General features: G+C 33.9%; 18 protein-coding genes. 14 read left to right on the forward strand and 4 right to left on the reverse strand.

Annotation, left to right across the window (positions count from 1 at the left end; genetic code table 11):
• Positions 1-2: 2 nt before the first annotated feature.
• The 14 genes from BUB82_RS05535 to BUB82_RS05595 all read left to right on the forward strand — a co-directional run bounded on the left by BUB82_RS05535 (position 3) and on the right by BUB82_RS05595 (position 11,588).
• Positions 3-683: a response regulator gene (locus tag BUB82_RS05535; protein WP_073192611.1), complete on the forward strand. Its 681-nt coding sequence runs from the start codon at positions 3-5 to the stop codon at positions 681-683.
• 463 nt (positions 684-1,146) lie between these two features.
• Positions 1,147-1,908: a hypothetical protein gene (locus BUB82_RS05540; protein WP_143185646.1), complete on the forward strand. Its 762-nt coding sequence runs from the start codon at positions 1,147-1,149 to the stop codon at positions 1,906-1,908.
• A gap of 11 nt (positions 1,909-1,919) precedes the next feature.
• Positions 1,920-2,315 carry a hypothetical protein gene (locus BUB82_RS05545; RefSeq protein ID WP_073192613.1) on the forward strand — a complete coding sequence of 132 codons (396 nt, stop codon included), beginning with the start codon at positions 1,920-1,922 and terminating at the stop codon, positions 2,313-2,315.
• 364 nt (positions 2,316-2,679) lie between these two features.
• Entirely contained in the window at positions 2,680-3,063 is a 384-nt protein-coding gene (locus tag BUB82_RS05550) for a hypothetical protein (protein ID WP_143185647.1), read from the forward strand.
• Between the two features lie 366 nt (positions 3,064-3,429).
• Positions 3,430-3,591 (forward strand): hypothetical protein, encoded by a 162-nt coding sequence (locus tag BUB82_RS11760; protein ID WP_159432027.1) that lies wholly within the window; start codon positions 3,430-3,432, stop codon positions 3,589-3,591.
• A gap of 77 nt (positions 3,592-3,668) precedes the next feature.
• Entirely contained in the window at positions 3,669-4,217 is a 549-nt protein-coding gene (locus BUB82_RS05555) for a CopD family protein (protein WP_073192615.1), read from the forward strand.
• Entirely contained in the window at positions 4,210-5,655 is a 1,446-nt protein-coding gene (locus BUB82_RS05560) for a sensor histidine kinase (RefSeq protein ID WP_073192616.1), read from the forward strand. Before BUB82_RS05555 ends, BUB82_RS05560 begins: the two co-directional genes overlap by 8 nt.
• A gap of 5 nt (positions 5,656-5,660) precedes the next feature.
• Entirely contained in the window at positions 5,661-6,437 is a 777-nt protein-coding gene (locus tag BUB82_RS05565) for an enoyl-CoA hydratase/isomerase family protein (protein ID WP_073192617.1), read from the forward strand.
• A gap of 16 nt (positions 6,438-6,453) precedes the next feature.
• Positions 6,454-7,083: a dethiobiotin synthase gene (gene bioD, locus BUB82_RS05570; RefSeq protein WP_073192618.1), complete on the forward strand. Its 630-nt coding sequence runs from the start codon at positions 6,454-6,456 to the stop codon at positions 7,081-7,083.
• A complete protein-coding gene (bioA, locus tag BUB82_RS05575; RefSeq protein WP_073192619.1) occupies positions 7,080-8,405 on the forward strand; it encodes an adenosylmethionine--8-amino-7-oxononanoate transaminase in 1,326 nt (441 codons plus the stop codon). The genes bioD and bioA overlap by 4 nt, the downstream gene beginning before the upstream one ends.
• A 52-nt stretch (positions 8,406-8,457) precedes the next feature.
• Positions 8,458-9,012, forward strand: a complete 555-nt coding sequence (locus BUB82_RS05580; RefSeq protein ID WP_073192620.1) for a YeeE/YedE family protein — start codon at positions 8,458-8,460, stop codon at positions 9,010-9,012.
• Positions 9,013-9,015: 3 nt separating this feature from the next.
• Positions 9,016-9,429 (forward strand): DUF6691 family protein, encoded by a 414-nt coding sequence (locus tag BUB82_RS05585; RefSeq protein ID WP_073192621.1) that lies wholly within the window; start codon positions 9,016-9,018, stop codon positions 9,427-9,429.
• 87 nt (positions 9,430-9,516) lie between these two features.
• Positions 9,517-10,500 carry a DUF1028 domain-containing protein gene (locus BUB82_RS05590; protein ID WP_073192622.1) on the forward strand — a complete coding sequence of 328 codons (984 nt, stop codon included), beginning with the start codon at positions 9,517-9,519 and terminating at the stop codon, positions 10,498-10,500.
• Between the two features lie 20 nt (positions 10,501-10,520).
• On the forward strand, positions 10,521-11,588 hold the full coding sequence (locus BUB82_RS05595) for an isoaspartyl peptidase/L-asparaginase family protein (RefSeq protein WP_073192623.1): 1,068 nt from the start codon (positions 10,521-10,523) through the stop codon (positions 11,586-11,588).
• Here BUB82_RS05595 and BUB82_RS05600 read toward each other — a convergent pair.
• The 4 genes from BUB82_RS05600 to BUB82_RS05615 all read right to left on the reverse strand — a co-directional run bounded on the left by BUB82_RS05600 (position 11,585) and on the right by BUB82_RS05615 (position 16,268).
• Complete coding sequence (locus tag BUB82_RS05600) at positions 11,585-11,797, reverse strand: helix-turn-helix domain-containing protein (protein WP_073192624.1); 213 nt, start codon at positions 11,795-11,797, stop codon at positions 11,585-11,587. The two genes, BUB82_RS05595 and BUB82_RS05600, sit on opposite strands and share 4 nt — an antisense overlap.
• A 3-nt stretch (positions 11,798-11,800) precedes the next feature.
• Positions 11,801-12,283: a hypothetical protein gene (locus BUB82_RS05605; RefSeq protein WP_073192625.1), complete on the reverse strand. Its 483-nt coding sequence runs from the start codon at positions 12,281-12,283 to the stop codon at positions 11,801-11,803.
• Between the two features lie 10 nt (positions 12,284-12,293).
• On the reverse strand, positions 12,294-12,770 hold the full coding sequence (locus BUB82_RS05610) for a DUF2975 domain-containing protein (protein ID WP_073192626.1): 477 nt from the start codon (positions 12,768-12,770) through the stop codon (positions 12,294-12,296).
• 72 nt (positions 12,771-12,842) lie between these two features.
• A complete protein-coding gene (locus BUB82_RS05615; RefSeq protein ID WP_073192718.1) occupies positions 12,843-16,268 on the reverse strand; it encodes a hypothetical protein in 3,426 nt (1,141 codons plus the stop codon).
• Positions 16,269-16,406 lie beyond the last annotated feature (138 nt).

A 16,406-nucleotide genomic window follows, 5' to 3' on the forward strand; every position in this document is an offset into this window, starting at 1 on the left:
TTATGCTTAAACCCTACACAATTTTAATAATTGACGACCATCCATTAATAGTTGAAGCCTATAAAACAGCAATTAAACAAGCCGAAACTCAACAAAATCAGTTTCAATTTAAAGTAACTTCAGCTGAAGACGCTGACCAAGCTACAGCCGTGATTAACCAATTTAAACATCAAAATTCTTCACCTGATTTAGTTATTTTAGATATTAAAATTCCGCCTTCTAGCGACGGTAAAATATTATCTGGTGAAGACTTAGCACCAGTTTTAAAGGCTACTTTCAACAATTTAAAACTGATTGTTTCAACCACATTTAACAATAATTATCGGCTTAATAGCATTTTAAAGCAAATCAATCCAGATGGTCTACTGGTTAAAAATGACATCACATCTAAAACGCTTGAAGAAGCGATGATTACCGTTATTAATCAGCCACCTTTTTATAGTAAAACCGTTTTACAGCTTTTAAGGAAAACAGCATCTAATAATTATTTAATTGATGAGATTGACCGGCGTTTATTGTATGAAATTTCTATCGGGACACGCATGAATGAGTTACCAGATGTAATAAACCTCTCTAAAGCAGCACTTGAAAAACGCAAACGTAATTTAAAAGAAGTGTTTAAAGTTCAAAATAACGATGACCGCTCACTCATTATCCAAGCCAAAAAAGAAGGTTACGTGTAATTGAATTAAACAATACTGTAAAAACCGTCAAATTTTTAGCGCTTCCAAATCTTAAAAAAGTCTTAACAAAACCCCAAAAACATAACCTTATCGTGTAAATCAGATGTTTTTGCCCTAAAAAGTACGGATTATGCTTACTTTTTTTACGGATTATGCCTACCGCAAGTTAATTAATAGCTTGTAAGTTTATCGTGTTAATTTAAGTTGTGTCATATTAAAACTAACATAGGGGTTAAAAACGGATTGACCATCCCAAGTCGAAAACTAACGACATAAAAATAATGTAAGAGGAGTATGTGAAAGTTGAAAAGCCTCTTAAGGACATTTTGAGTTACCAAAGTAGCTTAACTTGTTCAAAAAATAGAGTAAACCGAGTTACGAAAATCGAAAGAGTAGAAAAAATTTACTAACTTGGAAAAGTCTATTAAAAATGAAAATGATTTTTCCTTTAAAAATTATAATAATGAAAAATTTATCAAAATTTATTTTAAGTTTAATTGCCATTTTTATTTTCTCTTCTTGTAGCGAAGATAGTGATTCAGTAGTTGAAGATATAACTCTTAAAAATCAAAAAGTAGATTATGGAGAAATGCATAATACTGGATTAAATGCTTACTATAAGCAGAAAGCTGATAAAATTAATTCTAACTTAAATGAATTTTCTCACGAACTAGTAAATATAAACAATTCTTTGTATCCAAAGTATTTTAATAATGTTTCGGATATTAAAATATCCAAATTGTCTCTAAAGTTGTATGGAACAAACGATAAAACCAAGTTTAATTATAGAGAAAGAAGCATATACTTGATTGATGAGTTAGTTGCAGAAAAACAAATCTCAAGAGAATTAGGTAATTTGATAGAGAGTTTTGTTATTTCTAACCCTAATAAAAATCAAATCCTTAATAGTATTTCGCGTTTTAAAAAGAAAGGTGTAATGAAATATAATGACGAAAAGGGACTAGAAATATTTACATCAGTATATTTGGCATCAGATCAATTTTGGACAGAAAGAGAAAATAATTCTTTTGTTTTTAAAAGTGATTGTGATCCTAAAAATCAAGTAAGAATTGCAGACGCAGCTGGTGGCATTTTTGGAGGCTTACTTGGAACAGCTATAGGTGGTTTTGGCGGAATAGTTGGAGCATCAGTTGGAAGTCAAGGATATTCTGCCCTTGTAGAAGAGTTACAAGAAAATAGTGATGGATCAAGAAGTTGTATATAAACTCAATATAAATGAAAAATATTCAAAAAATATTAAATTTTTTAAATAAATACAACTACAATTTTGAATATTATGAAAATCGAAGATTAATTGTAGTTAATTTAGGATTTAATTTATTTTCACATATACAAATTTCAGATAATCAAGAAATAATAAAAATAAGTGATAAATTAGAAGGTTTTAATGGTATTTCAGGGTTTATTCAAACCTCAATTAAAAAATCTATGATATATCAGACAATTATGTTGCTTATAGCCTTTATTATATTAGAATTAACTAAATTTTCTAAATATGATTATGATTATACGTATCTTTTAGTAATATTTATTACAATTAGTTTACTTTGGTTTATTTTTTATTTAGTTAAAAGTGAAATTTTTAAGATGAAAATTGAAAATCTGGTTTAGTAATAAAAAACGTGGTAATAACATAATATAAATTCAATGCCTACAAAAGGTTTAAATGAGTAGCCATTGTTATAGCTAGTTTAATGCGCCACTAAACCTATATTTACAATAACAAAACAATAAACTCAACTTAAATCAATTAAAAGCAGTCTAGATTAAATTCTAGGCTGCTTTTTTAATTTCCTTTTGTTTTACAAAGCTTCTTAAAAAAGTCTTAACAAAACACCAAAAACACAACTTTATCGCGTAAATCAGGTGTTTTTGCCCTAAAAAGTACGGATTATGCTTACTTTTTTTACGGTAAATGACAACCGCAAGTTAATTAATAGCTCGTAAGTTTATCATGTTATTAAAACAAATTGTTATGAACAGTTCATGCACTGCTATTTCCCCAAATGCTTCAACAATGAAAACCGTAACTTACGAAATTTGCGACCCTAGTTTGTTCAATCAAGCAGCCTCAAGTATAAATACTAAACATCAGCTTCATTTTTCGGCAGCTCTTATTAAAAGTGATCAGTCAGACTATTTCACACAACATCAAACACAGCCTCGTATGGGTAGTTTCGTAAGTCTAATCTATCATAATAACCATATAAAAGTTGTAAACGAAACCAATACTTGTTTGGGTTATTTACCTGAAAAATTTCTATACCTCAAAGATTATTTAAAGCTTAAAATAGAATTTGTTGGCATGATTACTTACCAAAATAATAACGACCTTATGGTAGATATTATGCCATTATAAAATAAGCATCGCCCATAGCGGGAACGCCTGTTAAAACAAGATATAAAAGAGGGTACAACAGTCGTCATGACTAAATCTTTGTTCTAACAGGCAATGATGCTTCTTTAAGATGTAAGCTTACACTAAATCTATCTATTTCCTAAGTTGAAATAACTCTTAAACTTCAAACAAAATCTCAAATTTATTCAAAACCTGAGCATAGCATGCAACTTTTAGTTATGTTAATACACGACCAGTTGAAGGCTCTATTAAAATACATCAGTTGAAGTTAAGTTAGCTTCAATCAACTTTTATGGCCTGGAATCTGTCGCTTAACTATTTTAATTGTAAATTTAAAACTTAATTGCATTAAATGTAGACTTGCGTATGACTTCAAAAAACCTAAAAATAATAGGCATTATCATCATCGTATTCGGTTTTTTGGCCTACGTAACTAGCCATTGGTTCGGAAGTACAGCTTGGACATTCATGGGTGGCGCTGGCGGATTTGTGTTGGTTTACATCTTACAAAATAACAAGAAGCCTTAAATAAGCTTTAATTTGTATAATGTTTCAAGCCAAGCGCTTAATTTTGTAACTTCAACTTTTGCCATAAGCTCAATAAAATGACCTATAATTACATTAAAGCCCTACACCTCATTTTTGTCATCACTTGGTTTGCGGGCTTATTTTATATCCCGCGATTATTTATTTATCAAATTGAAGCCAGTTTAAAACCGAAACCAGAATCTAAAATTTTAAGTGAACAATTGAAGCTTATGACTAAACGCTTATGGAATATTATCACTTGGCCTTCAGCTATTCTGGCAACACTTTTTGCTGTTTGGTTATTAATTATTAATCCATATTGGCTTCAACAAGGCTGGATGCATGTAAAACTTGCTTTTGTTATTTTATTGTTTGCTTATCATCTCAAAAATCATTTTATCTACAAACAATTTCAACAAGACGATATTCGTTGGACCTCCAACCAAATGCGTTTATGGAATGAAGGCGCCACGATTATTTTATTTGCCGTTGTATTTTTAGTAATATTAAAAAGCGCTATTAATTGGATTTACGGGCTTGTTGGTTTAGTTGGTTTAGCCGTATTACTCATGTTAGGCATTAGAGCTTATAAAAATTTTAGAAAAGCTAAAGGTGAAGATGTTTAAACGCTCTTTAAGTACACGCATATTTTTATCGATGATTGCTTTGGTCATCGGTGCATCAGTACTTATTGCAATTGTTACAGTTTACCAGTACAAGCAGGAAGCAGAAGATTTGCACCGCGAAAAGCTCAACCGAAAAGAAAATGCCATTCGCGCTAACATCAACTACATTTTAAGAACCACTTATTACACCGTAAATACGGAAAACTTACCACTTATTTTTAAAGAAAAAATTTATGAAATACAAGATATTCACGACACTGAAATTAATATTTACGATACCCAAGGTCACTTATTAAAGTCGTCAATGACCAAGTTTTACCTTGATAGTATATCAACTCAAATGCCCGAAAAAGCATTAATCGCTTTACAAAATTCTTCTAACAAAAAATACGTAAATAGCTTTGTAGAAGACAACCAAAAATACCAATCTTCTTACACTTACATTCTCGATAAATATTTTAAACCTATTGGCATTTTAAATTTACCTTACATAGAAGACGATGGTTTTTTAGAACGTGAGTTAAACGATTTTTTAATCTTATTAGCACAAGTTTATGCCATAATGCTAATAGCCGCTATGGTTTTGGCGTATTTTCAATCTAATTACATCACACGTTCGCTTAAAGCCATCAGTCAAACTTTAAACCAAACCCGCTTAGACCAAAAAAATCCAAAAATTAAAGCTGATAGACTCAGCTCAGAAATCAAGCCGCTCATTCATTCTTACAACGCCATGGTCGACCAGCTTGAAGAAAGCGCAGCAAAACTCGCTAAATCTGAACGTGATGAAGCTTGGCGACAAATGGCCAAACAAGTGGCGCACGAAATTAAAAATCCGTTGACACCTATGCGCCTAAACATTCAAAATTTTGAGCGTCGTTTTAAAGCAGATGATCCAGATATTAAAACCAAACTTAAAGATTTTTCTAGCTCATTAATTCAACAAATAGATACCTTGAGCACCATTGCCTCAGCATTTTCAGACTTTGCGCAAATGCCAGCCCAAAAGTCTGAAACCATCAACCTTGTCGAAACTACTAAGCTGGCCATCGATATTTTTAATGCTAATTATATTCAGCTAACCACAAATCAGTCTGAAATTGATTTGAAATTTGATAAAACTCAGTGGATTCGCATCATTACTAACCTTCTAAAAAACGCAATTCAAGCAACTACTGAGCAATCTGAGCCAGAGATTTTAGTTGAAGTTACCGAACTCGATAATAGGGTTAAAATTTCAGTTCAAGATAATGGTTGTGGCATTTCTGAAGACCATCAACAACATATTTTTGAACCAAAATTTACGACCAAATCAAGTGGTATGGGATTAGGTCTTGGTATGGTCAAAAATTTAGTCGAAAATTATAAAGGCAGTATAAAATTAACCTCTAAACTTAATCAAGGTAGTACCTTTGTGATTTCAATACCTAAAAATTAAAAACTATGAATTTTCAAAACCTAGAACTCAATATTAAAGATGCCATAGCTACATTAGCTATTGCACGTCCCAAAAAACTAAACGCTTTAAATCGTGAAACCATTCAGGAGATTCACACGGCATTTAAACATTTAAAAGACCAAGCTAACGTACGTGTTGTTATTTTAACCGGAAGTGGCGAAAAAGCCTTTGTTGCCGGTGCCGATATTTCAGAGTTTGCAGATTATAATGTTGCAGAAGGCACCGACTTAGCGGCAAAAGGCCAAGAAATTGTATTTGACTATATCGCGAATTTTCCGAAACCTGTGATTGCAGCCATTAACGGATTTGCATTAGGCGGCGGATTAGAATTAGCGATGGCTGCACATTTTAGAGTTGCCAGCGAAAATGCTAAAATGGGTTTACCTGAAACTTCTTTAGGCGTTATTCCTGGTTATGGTGGCACGCAACGTTTACCTCAATTAGTAGGTAAAGGTCGTGCGATGGAAATGATTATGACCGCAGGCATGATTGATGCTAAAACTGCTAAAGACTATGGCTTAGTTAATCACGTTACCACACCAAATGAGTTGCTTGATCTTGCCGAAAAATTAGCGCATAAAATTATGAATAATTCTAGTCAAGCAATTGCCGCAGCAATTAAAGCAGTTAATGCGAATTATGAAGATGGTACCAATGGTTTTGAAACTGAAATCAAAGCTTTTGGAGAAGCCTTTGGCACAGACGATTTTGCTGAAGGAACACAAGCTTTCCTCAATAAACGCAAGCCTGATTTTAATTAAAAAGAAGCTTTTAAAAATGACGATTTTTGTTACAGGTATTGGCACTGATGTTGGCAAAACGGTAGCGGCAGCTATCATTACAGAAGCCCTAAAAGCCGACTATTGGAAACCTATTCAAGCAGGTGATTTAAACAACTCAGATACACATAAAGTCAAGCGCTTAGTGAGCAACGCTCAATCCCAGTTTTTTGATAATGCTCATGCTTTACAAACGCCAATGAGTCCGCATGCTGCAGCTGAAATTGATGAAGTTCAAATTCAATTAAATCAAGTTAACCGTCCAAACACCACTAATCATTTAGTCATTGAAGGTGCTGGTGGTATTTTAGTACCGGTGAATAATACCGAAAATGTAATAAACCTAGCAAAAGAGAAAGACCATATAGTAGTTGTTTCACGGCATTATCTGGGTAGTATTAACCATACATTATTAACTTTAGAATATTTGAAGTCTAAAGGATTTAAGCACATACATTTGCTATTTAATGGTGACGAAAACCCTTCAACCGAGTCGATTATATTAAAGCGATTTCCATTAAATGTTATTGGTAGAATTAATAATGAAGCCGAAATTACAACTGAAGTTATTCAATCTTACGCTAGAACCTTCAGCGAAAACCTGCAACAACTGAAGTCAATTTCATGAATTCGACGCTAGAGCATATCTCAAAATTATTTCAGCCAAACCCATCAATTTCCGCACGTGATGCAAAGCATATTTGGCATCCGTTAACGCAACATAAAACCAGTGGAAAGATGTTAGCGATCAAAAAAGCTAAAGGCGTTTGGTTAACCGATGAATCCGGTAAATCTTACATCGACGGGATTGCCTCTTGGTATACAAGTATGTTTGGGCATTGCCATCCCGAAATTATTGAGGCGGTTCATCATCAAATGCAAACGCTTGATCAAATTGTTTTTAGTGGTTTTACACATGAGCCAGCTGTAAATCTGGCTGAAGCGCTTTTAGATATTTTACCATCTAATCAGCAAAAATTATTTTTTAATGATAATGGTTCAACTGCTACCGAAATTGGTATTAAAATGGCCTTGCAATATCACCACAATCAAGGCCAAAAGCGCCAGGTCATGCTGGCTTTAGAAGAAGGTTTTCATGGTGATACCTTTGGGGCGATGTCCGTCTCTGGCTTATCAGTTTATAATGGTGCATTTGAGGATCATTTTATAGAAGTTGTTCGTATTCCACGTCCTGAAGGCCATAATAACGCTGCTGTTTTAGCTCAGCTAGACCAACTTATTGCAACAGAAGCTATTGCTGGTTTTATTTATGAGCCTATAGTTCAAGGTGCGGCAGCCATGAAAATCTACGATGTCAAAGCTTTAGATGAAATTTTAAAGCGTTGTAAAAAAGCAAATATTATTTGCATTGCAGATGAAGTTATGACGGGTTTTGGTAAAACAGGAACTTTTTTTGCATCAGACCAAGTAAAAACCAAGCCTGATATAATGTGTTTTAGTAAGGCTTTAAGCGCTGGAATGGTACCAATGGGATTAACCTCTTGTACCAAGAAAATTTATAAGGCTTTTTATGATAATGACATTGCTAAGGGTTTATTTCATGGCCATACCTATACCGGAAACCCTTTAGCTTGTGCGGCAGCTATTGCCAGTATAAAATTGCTCAAAAGTGATGCTATTCAAAAGCAAATAGTTGAAATAGCTGAACAGCACAAAGCTTTTGCTTGCCAAATTGAGCAACATCCTTTGGTCAAGTCGGTAAGGCATTTAGGCGTTATTTTCGCTTTAGATCTTAATATAGAAATGTCACGCTATGGAAAAGAACGCAATTGGCTATTTCAATTTTTCATGGAACAAGGCGTTTTTTTAAGACCATTAGGACAAACCATTTACTGTTTGCCGCCTTTTGTCATTAATAACAATGAGTTAGCAAAAATTTATGCTAGTATTAGTAAAGCTTTAAAACTTATACAAGAAAAACGTAACTAAGGTTACATTCAATACTTAATTGGATTACTTTATTTGCAAAAAACCTATAACTATGAATTGGATTTATGAACCTTGGCCTTGGTATATTTCTGGGCCTTTAATTGCCTTAACTATGTTTATTTTATTGTTTTTAGGCAAGAATTTTGGAATGTCATCAAACCTGAGAACTGCTTGTACAATTGGAGGTGCTGGAAAAGTAGCAGATTTTTTTAAGTTTGATTGGAAAACACAACGTTGGAATTTAATAGTTGTGGTTGGTGCTGTAATTGGCGGTTTTTTAGCCAACAATTACCTATCAAATAATTCTGTCAATATTAATGATGATGTTGCTCAAACACTTGAAAGTTACGGTATTGAAAGTGCTGATGACGCCTATTTGCCAAGTGAGCTTTTTTCAGCAGAAGCCTTAAGCAATCCTAAGGTTTTAGCTATTTTAATTGTAGGTGGCTTTTTGGTAGGGTTTGGCGCAAGATATGCTGGTGGCTGTACTTCTGGTCACGCTATTTCTGGTCTAAGTAACCTTCAATTACCATCACTTATTTCGGTGATAGGGTTTTTTATCGGCGGTTTAGTGATGATTCATTTAATTTATCCTTTAATATTTTAAACTATGAAATCAATAATATTTTTAATCGTAGGTGTTTTTTTTGGAATTGTAATGTATAAATCTGAAGCCGCTTCGTGGTTTAGGATTTACGAAATGTTTGAGTTTGGATCTTTTCACATGTATGGCATTATCGGCTCAGCTTTAGCGATTGGTGTTGTAGGTGTTCAACTCATAAAACGTAAGCAAATTAAAGCCTTAAATGGTGCTGATATGCATTTGCAACCAAAAGCAAAATCATTTTGGAGATATATTTTAGGCGGCATTTTATTTGGTTTAGGTTGGGCATTGGCTGGCGCTTGCCCTGGACCGATGTATGTTTTAATTGGCGCCGGATATTTGCCTATTTTATTGGTTGTTGGAAGCGCTATTTTAGGTACATTTGTTTACGGTTTACTCAAAAGTAAATTACCACATTAAACTGTAAAAACAGATAATTTTATAACAAACCAAAGCTTCATTAAGCAATTCAATTTAAAGTTGTAATTTAGGGCAAAACCTAAGAACATGAAAAATTGTATTGCCTTAGCTTGTTTTTTATATTCTGTTTTTTCTTTTCCTCAACAGATTCCGATTAAAGATTCCTTTGCGCATACATTCTCTATTGTTGCGCGTGATGCCGAAACTGGCGAAATGGCCGTTGGTGTTCAAAGCCATTGGTTTTCAGTTGGCTCAGTTGTGCCTTGGGGAAAATCTGGTGTTGGCGTTGTAGCGACTCAATCTTTTGTGAGTGAGCGCTATGGTTATGAAGGTTTACAACTCCTCGAACAGAATTACACGCCTAAAAAAGCGCTTGAAAAACTTAAACAACAAGATCAAGCAAAAGCCTTTAGACAAGTTGCCATTTTAGATGCTAAGGGTGAAATTGCCGTACATACGGGTCAAAAGTGTATCGCTCATGCACAGCATAAAATAGGAGACAACTTTTCAGTACAAGCTAATATGATGCTTAATGAAACCGTTGTTGAAAAAATGTATGAGGCTTTTAAAAATCATAAAAATTTAGCTTTAGCCGAGCGTGTTGTTAAAGCTATGAAAGCAGCGCAAGCCGCTGGTGGCGATATTCGCGGAAAACAATCGGCTGCTTTAATTGTTGTGGGTCCTGAAAAAGCTCAACAGCCTTGGAACGATAAGCGTATTGATTTAAGAGTTGATGATCATAAAACACCCATCAAAGAGCTTGAACGCTTACTTAAAGTTCATCGCGCCTATGATTATATGAATCAAGGCGATGTTGCTATGGAACAAAATAACTTGAAAGCAGCTTTAGAGGCTTACTCAAAAGCTGAAGCCTTAGAGCCCACAAACCTCGAAATGAAATTCTGGAAAGCTGTAGCACTAGCCAATTCAGGAGATGTTAAAACATCAGTCCCAATATTTGAACGCATTTTCGAAATTGATAAAAACTGGCAAAGGTTGTTAAAACGCTTACCAGATGCCGAACTTTTAACAATCGATGAAAAGGCATTAAATTATTTATTAAACCTATAACTTTAACTGAAATGAAAATAATGAAGACTTTACGCCTTAACTTCAACTGTAAACTTTTAAGCTTAATAGTAGGCCTATTTTTAGTGGGTTGTCAAAATTCAGAACCAACTGAAGCTCAATCGTTAAATTCAAATTCCGTAGAAAAAGAAAATGCTTCACAAACATTCGGAATTGCTATTCATGGTGGCGCTGGGACAATTACACGCGAAAATATGACTGATTCTTTACAAAAAGTCTATGAAGCAAAATTAACTGAAGCGGTTGTAGCTGGGCATGAAATTTTAAAGAATGGTGGTAATGCTATTGATGCCGTTCAGGCAAGTATTGTGATTATGGAAAACTCACCTTTATTCAATTCAGCCAAAGGTGCCGTTTTTACAAATGACGAGAAAAACTCATTAGATGCTTCGATTATGGAAGGCCAAACACGAAATGCTGGCGCGGTTGCTGGTGTAGAAACGGTTAAAAACCCGATTAAACTTGCTTTTGAGGTGATGAAAAATTCTCCACATGTTTTGCTTTCAGGAAAAGGCGCTGAGCAGTTTGCCGCTGATCAAGGCATAGAAATTGTTGATCCGAGCTATTTTTTTACGCAAGATCGATTTGATGTTTTGCAACGGGTAAAAAACAAAGAAAAAACAGCTTATACCGATAGTTTTATAGATGATACGAAATTCGGGACAGTCGGTTGTGTGGCTTTAGATCAAAATGGAAATTTAGCCGCAGGAACTTCAACCGGAGGCATGACCAATAAAAAATGGGGTCGCATTGGTGATTCGCCTATTATCGGTGCAGGAACCTACGCTAATAATAAAACTTGTGCCATTTCAGCTACGGGTTGGGGCGAATTTTTTATACGTGGTGCTGTGGCTCATGATATTTCTGCACGTATGGCGTATTTAGGTGAATCTTTAAACCAAGCGAGCCAAAAAGTTATTCAAGAAAAACTTCCAGATTTAGGTGGAAATGGTGGTATTATAGGGATTGATAATACAGGGCAAATGAGTATGGAATTTAATACGCCAGGGATGTATCGCGCCTCAATGAATGCTGAAGGTGAATTGGTGGTCAGAATGTATAAAGACTAAGGCGCATCTTCAACATACTCCAAAATGTCGCCAGGTTGGCATTCTAAAACTTGACATATGTGTTGAAGTGTTGAAAACCGAATGGCTTTAGCTTTACCAGTTTTTAAAATTGATAAGTTAGCTTTGGTAATGCCAATAGCATTGGCTAAATCTACCGACTGCATATTGCGCTCTTTAAGCAACTGGTCTAAATTAATTTTTATGGGCATAGCTTAAATCGTTAAATCTTGTGCTTGCTTGGCTTCAATGGATAATTTCAGCATTTTACTCAGGCGAATAAAACTCAAACCAATTACAAAAAGTAACAAGTTGAGAACAGAATTAGATGGGTCAACTTTTTCCGTAGCAATTTCAATAATATTTGGTGAAGCAAGATATCTGGCCATTAAACTTAAACCTAGAACCACCAAAAATTGCCCACAGCGTTTAAGGTGCTTAACTAAGTTTAAAGATTTAAATTCACCATTGACTATAAAAAGTTGCGCAACTTTTCTTAAATGAAAAGCAACAAACACAAAGGCTATTGAAAATACAAGATTACTTATGAAAAATACAGGATAATCTACAAGAGATTCAGAGGTATGATTAACCGAAAAGACTTCAATTAAACTAAGGATTAAAGTTGAAGCTGTATCAAGAATTACCAAATAAAATAGAATATCAAAAATGAGTTTAAAGCTTGCTTTTTTAAACATTTCGCTATAATTAAATGGTTAATTTTTGGTCGATTTCTAGCGTTCTACCACGATTGATGATTTGAGCTAAAATCAATAAAATGAGCCCCAATGCAAAATGACTTACAAAGGCATGTTCTATATCAAATGCAAGGCTTAGCTCAAATTTACCATGTTCAATTACTTTAAAAACAAAATTTAAAATAGGCGAACCAATTGCATAAATGATTAAAACATAGGCTAAAAAGCGTATTGATTTGGCATTTTCTGGAGCAAAAAAATCCTGATTAAGACAGCGTTTTATAACAGGTACAATTTTATTTAAAGCGCTAAATGCAAATACCCAAAATATAAATACAGGTAAGCTAATTAAGGCAAAGCGTAAATATGATGTTAACATATCATCAATGTCATTAAAAAATAAATAGGTATAAACCACTATACAAGCGCTTAAAACTAGACGTAAAAACTGAACCCCAACATAAAGTAATTTTAAACTTGTTTTCATGAATATTAATTATCGTTTTTCAATAACAAATATATTAATCGTTATTGAAAAACAATAACAAATGAGCAAAAATTAAAAGAAAGCTCTTAACTGAATATTCCCTGTATGAATTGTTGCATTTTGGGGTGTTTTTCTGCCTAAATAGGTAATATTAACATCTAAAAAATTACTCAAACGCTTTTGTAAAAACAATGACCATGTAAAATTATCATCGGGCTGCAAACCTTCTAATAACTGAAAGGCAACAGGAGAATTTGCATTTCCTTCAAAAGCATTTTTTATATACTTCAACTCACCACGAAGACTGTATTTTTGTTGGTTATTGACATTAAAACTTAAACCCAATTCGTGCTGCTCTAAAAGCGCAAATTCTCCTAAACTGGTTTCAGCATTTTTAAAACTATAAAACACATCAAATTGTTTGTTTCCTGCGGGTAAATATGAAAATTTAGGCGAAACTTGGAATCCATCTATTTTAAAATTTCGGTTTTCAAAATTAGCTGAAGCTTGCTCACTTTGAGTAAGTTTTTGATTAAGAGTAAATAACCACAACTCTTTAATTTCATGTTGAAATTGAAGTTCATGTAAACGGTTTAATTGACTTTGCAAACCGACAATTAATAAATTTTTACTTTCGCTGAGGTTGAAGTTATAAGTTGTACTGTATTTGCGCAGACCTCTATTAAAAAATAAGCTATTTCTAATTACATTATTCTGGCCAATTAATTGCTCACCCGATGAAGTAAATGGATTTAATTTGATTCCTGAACCATCGCGTTCTACTTGTTGATCAATAATTAAACTCGTTTGATTATAAAAATGACTTAAAAACTTTAAGGGACGTTCTGTATTAGCAAAGCGCTTAAAATCGACTTGTACTTGTTGGCTAAAACGGTTTCGATTAGTGCGCACAAAATTTTGATTAGGAAGTAAAACTCTAATATATCGCGCTTGGTCTTGAAATTGAGCAACTTCAAACTCGTTTAATTCTTGAATTTCATTAGCATTATAATCAATCCACGTATATTGTCCTTGACCAGGTTCAACTTCAACGTATGTAAAGGCTTGTCGGGCAATGTTTCCACTATTAGTTTCATAAGCTGTGGTTAAATTTAATGCCGAGTTAAACAGACTTTGTGTATAGCGTAAACGACCATTGACAGAAGTTTCGTCAGGAATATTTTGTTGGTTAAATTGTAATTTTCTCCAGCGTCCAAACAGACTTAAATTGGTGTTTTTTTGTTTGATAAGTGTACTTTCAAGACTGAAATTATGAGACGAATTAACACGTTGTAACTTGTTTTGCCGCAAACTGTCATTTTCTCGAAACGTATAAGATAACTTGCTGTAAACTTTAGTACTGTCGCCAACACCAACATAAGCCGAGTAAGCTGCAAAACCTTGACTTAAATTAGAATATTCTTGTGTTTCAACATCAAGTAATTCATTACGTTCAGTATCAAAACTTGTACCTACCCAAGTTTTATTTAAGCTATATTCAGCTGAAGAAAATAAACGAAAGAATTCAGTTTCAAGGGATTGGCTTTCCGTTTCTAAATAACTACCGCGCGCATTAAACTGAAGTTTTTTAAATTGTGACTGAGTTGAAAAGATATGTTTTTGACCATCATAAAACTCACCAAATTGAAGCTTCTCAAAGGCATACCTAGCTTTTAATTGAGCGTTAAAATTGTAAGCACTACCAATTCTATAATAATTTTGGTTGGCATTTAAGGGTGTTTCAATATTCCAATCTCGATTAAACTCAACATTATACAAGCGTTCAATACTCTGGTAGTTTTGGTCTATAAAGTCTATTTGACCTGTTAATTTCAAGTCGTGCGGATTTAAAGAATCAGCTGTTAAAAGGCTTTGATTAAGTTCTACATGAGCCGCAATACCTTCATTATTGTCATCGTCTAAAGTTGAATATAAATTTTCATCATTTCTGCTAGCTGAGAGTTCAAATTTAATGTCCTGATGTTTAAAGGTCTGATAACTTCCGCTAATGTTTCCGATTTGCAATTGTGTAGGCGCAATTAAACGTACAATTGGCTCATAACTACCTTGTGGTATACCATTAACGGGTGCAACATATTCAAAAATTGTAGTAATGGCTTCTTGATCGCTAACAACATAATTACCTTGGTTTTCGCCAACATTCGTAAAGCGAACATTAAAAAGCTCATCTTCTGGGTTATTTGAAAATACATATATAATTTCACCATTTACATTTTCTTGTCTGTATAAAATACGGTTTTCATTGTATTCTGCTGGTGTTGCACTTGGCGCAAACATCAGGCTTTGGTCGTCACCAGCTAGCTGTAAAAAATCAACTTGCGTTTCGGTAAGCGACTGTTGTAGCGGTTGATTTTTAAGATCACTTTCATGATAAACGGATGCTGCTAAACGAAGTTGATTTGTCTCTAATTGGCCGCCAGTTGTAGCAATAACACGTGAATAATTTTGCTCTGCCACTTGATATTCAACGATAATACGCATGCGCGAATCTATTGGGTAATTGGCATTAAAAATGACTTCGCCAGCATTATAATCTATGATGTAGTCGGCATTTTCACCTCGTTTAAGTTTAGTGCCATTTACAAAAACCGATTCGCTTCCAGAAACAATTAAAATGTATTGTTCGCCATTAGTTCCTACAAGTTTATACGGACCTTGATTACCTTCCTGAGCTTGAATTTCGCTACGTTTAAACACGCCGCGAACTAAAGCAGCCGCTGCAAATGCAGCATTAGAACCCTCATCATCAAAATTGGCTTTTATTCTTAAGCCTTGTACACGTTTGGTGTAGGCGGCAAAACGCGATTCAGAATATAAATCAATATCACCAGCGCGAATGGCCCAATTTTTTGCTTCGAGTTCAATAAAAATCTGATCAAATTCATTTAAATTCTGCGTATATCCGCCAGCTTGCGAAGGTAAATTGGCATCTCTAATGGAAGCATTAATTCGTAAATCATTTGCTAATTCACCTGAGATTTGAAGGTCTAATTCAGATTGTACAACAGCATTTTGATTATTGCCAACAATTAAAGAACGTGATAAGTTTCCTGATGTTTGTAAGCCTGAAAACGGATTTTTAAGCTTGGCTTTTGGTGTTTGTAGTTGAAGGTCAACAAGTTTTGTATTTGTATTGGCCGAATTAGGTAAAATATAACTTGAATCTACTGCAGTTGTATTTAGATAAAACAATTTTGGGTATCGTGCATAATAAACATATAATTTTGATGCTTGTTGAATTAAACTAGGCTTTAAACGAAGCTCTGCTTTTGGGAAATCAACTTGATATAATTCATCTGAAACTGTTTCGCCATCTAAGTATTTCAGTTGAAATTGATAAGAAGAAATGCTAACACTATCGAGTTTTACTAATTCTTTAGTTGTAATTTCCTTTGAGAAAAAGCGGTATGAAGTTTCATCTTGTGCGTAATTGGTGCACATGACAAGACTTAAAAGTAAACCTAAAAATAACCGCATTTTAGTTAGCATCGCTTTATGAGAACGAAAATACGGCTTATCAAGTATTGACCGTATAAAAATCAGTTTGAAAAGTTAAGCCTTGATTTAAGTTTCGTTTTTTTTAGTCTTAAAAGCGGTTGCCATTAAATATGCTAT

The sequence above is a fragment of the Psychroflexus salarius genome (genome assembly GCF_900129035.1).
Classification (GTDB): Bacteria; Bacteroidota; Bacteroidia; order Flavobacteriales; family Flavobacteriaceae; genus Psychroflexus; species Psychroflexus salarius.

Coding starts and splice junctions, on each gene's coding strand:
- BUB82_RS05605 (WP_073192625.1), bottom strand. CDS start 12,283: ATGTTTAAAAAAGCAAGCTTTAAACTCATTTTTGATATTCTATTTTAT.
- BUB82_RS05550 (WP_143185647.1), top strand. CDS start 2,680: ATGAACAGTTCATGCACTGCTATTTCCCCAAATGCTTCAACAATGAAA.
- BUB82_RS11760 (WP_159432027.1), top strand. CDS start 3,430: ATGACTTCAAAAAACCTAAAAATAATAGGCATTATCATCATCGTATTC.
- BUB82_RS05535 (WP_073192611.1), top strand. CDS start 3: ATGCTTAAACCCTACACAATTTTAATAATTGACGACCATCCATTAATA.
- BUB82_RS05545 (WP_073192613.1), top strand. CDS start 1,920: ATGAAAAATATTCAAAAAATATTAAATTTTTTAAATAAATACAACTAC.
- BUB82_RS05615 (WP_073192718.1), bottom strand. CDS start 16,268: ATGCGGTTATTTTTAGGTTTACTTTTAAGTCTTGTCATGTGCACCAAT.
- BUB82_RS05595 (WP_073192623.1), top strand. CDS start 10,521: ATGAAGACTTTACGCCTTAACTTCAACTGTAAACTTTTAAGCTTAATA.
- BUB82_RS05610 (WP_073192626.1), bottom strand. CDS start 12,770: ATGAAAACAAGTTTAAAATTACTTTATGTTGGGGTTCAGTTTTTACGT.
- BUB82_RS05585 (WP_073192621.1), top strand. CDS start 9,016: ATGAAATCAATAATATTTTTAATCGTAGGTGTTTTTTTTGGAATTGTA.
- BUB82_RS05555 (WP_073192615.1), top strand. CDS start 3,669: ATGACCTATAATTACATTAAAGCCCTACACCTCATTTTTGTCATCACT.
- BUB82_RS05600 (WP_073192624.1), bottom strand. CDS start 11,797: ATGCCCATAAAAATTAATTTAGACCAGTTGCTTAAAGAGCGCAATATG.
- BUB82_RS05590 (WP_073192622.1), top strand. CDS start 9,517: ATGAAAAATTGTATTGCCTTAGCTTGTTTTTTATATTCTGTTTTTTCT.
- BUB82_RS05565 (WP_073192617.1), top strand. CDS start 5,661: ATGAATTTTCAAAACCTAGAACTCAATATTAAAGATGCCATAGCTACA.
- BUB82_RS05580 (WP_073192620.1), top strand. CDS start 8,458: ATGAATTGGATTTATGAACCTTGGCCTTGGTATATTTCTGGGCCTTTA.
- BUB82_RS05540 (WP_143185646.1), top strand. CDS start 1,147: ATGAAAAATTTATCAAAATTTATTTTAAGTTTAATTGCCATTTTTATT.
- BUB82_RS05560 (WP_073192616.1), top strand. CDS start 4,210: ATGTTTAAACGCTCTTTAAGTACACGCATATTTTTATCGATGATTGCT.
- bioD (WP_073192618.1), top strand. CDS start 6,454: ATGACGATTTTTGTTACAGGTATTGGCACTGATGTTGGCAAAACGGTA.
- bioA (WP_073192619.1), top strand. CDS start 7,080: ATGAATTCGACGCTAGAGCATATCTCAAAATTATTTCAGCCAAACCCA.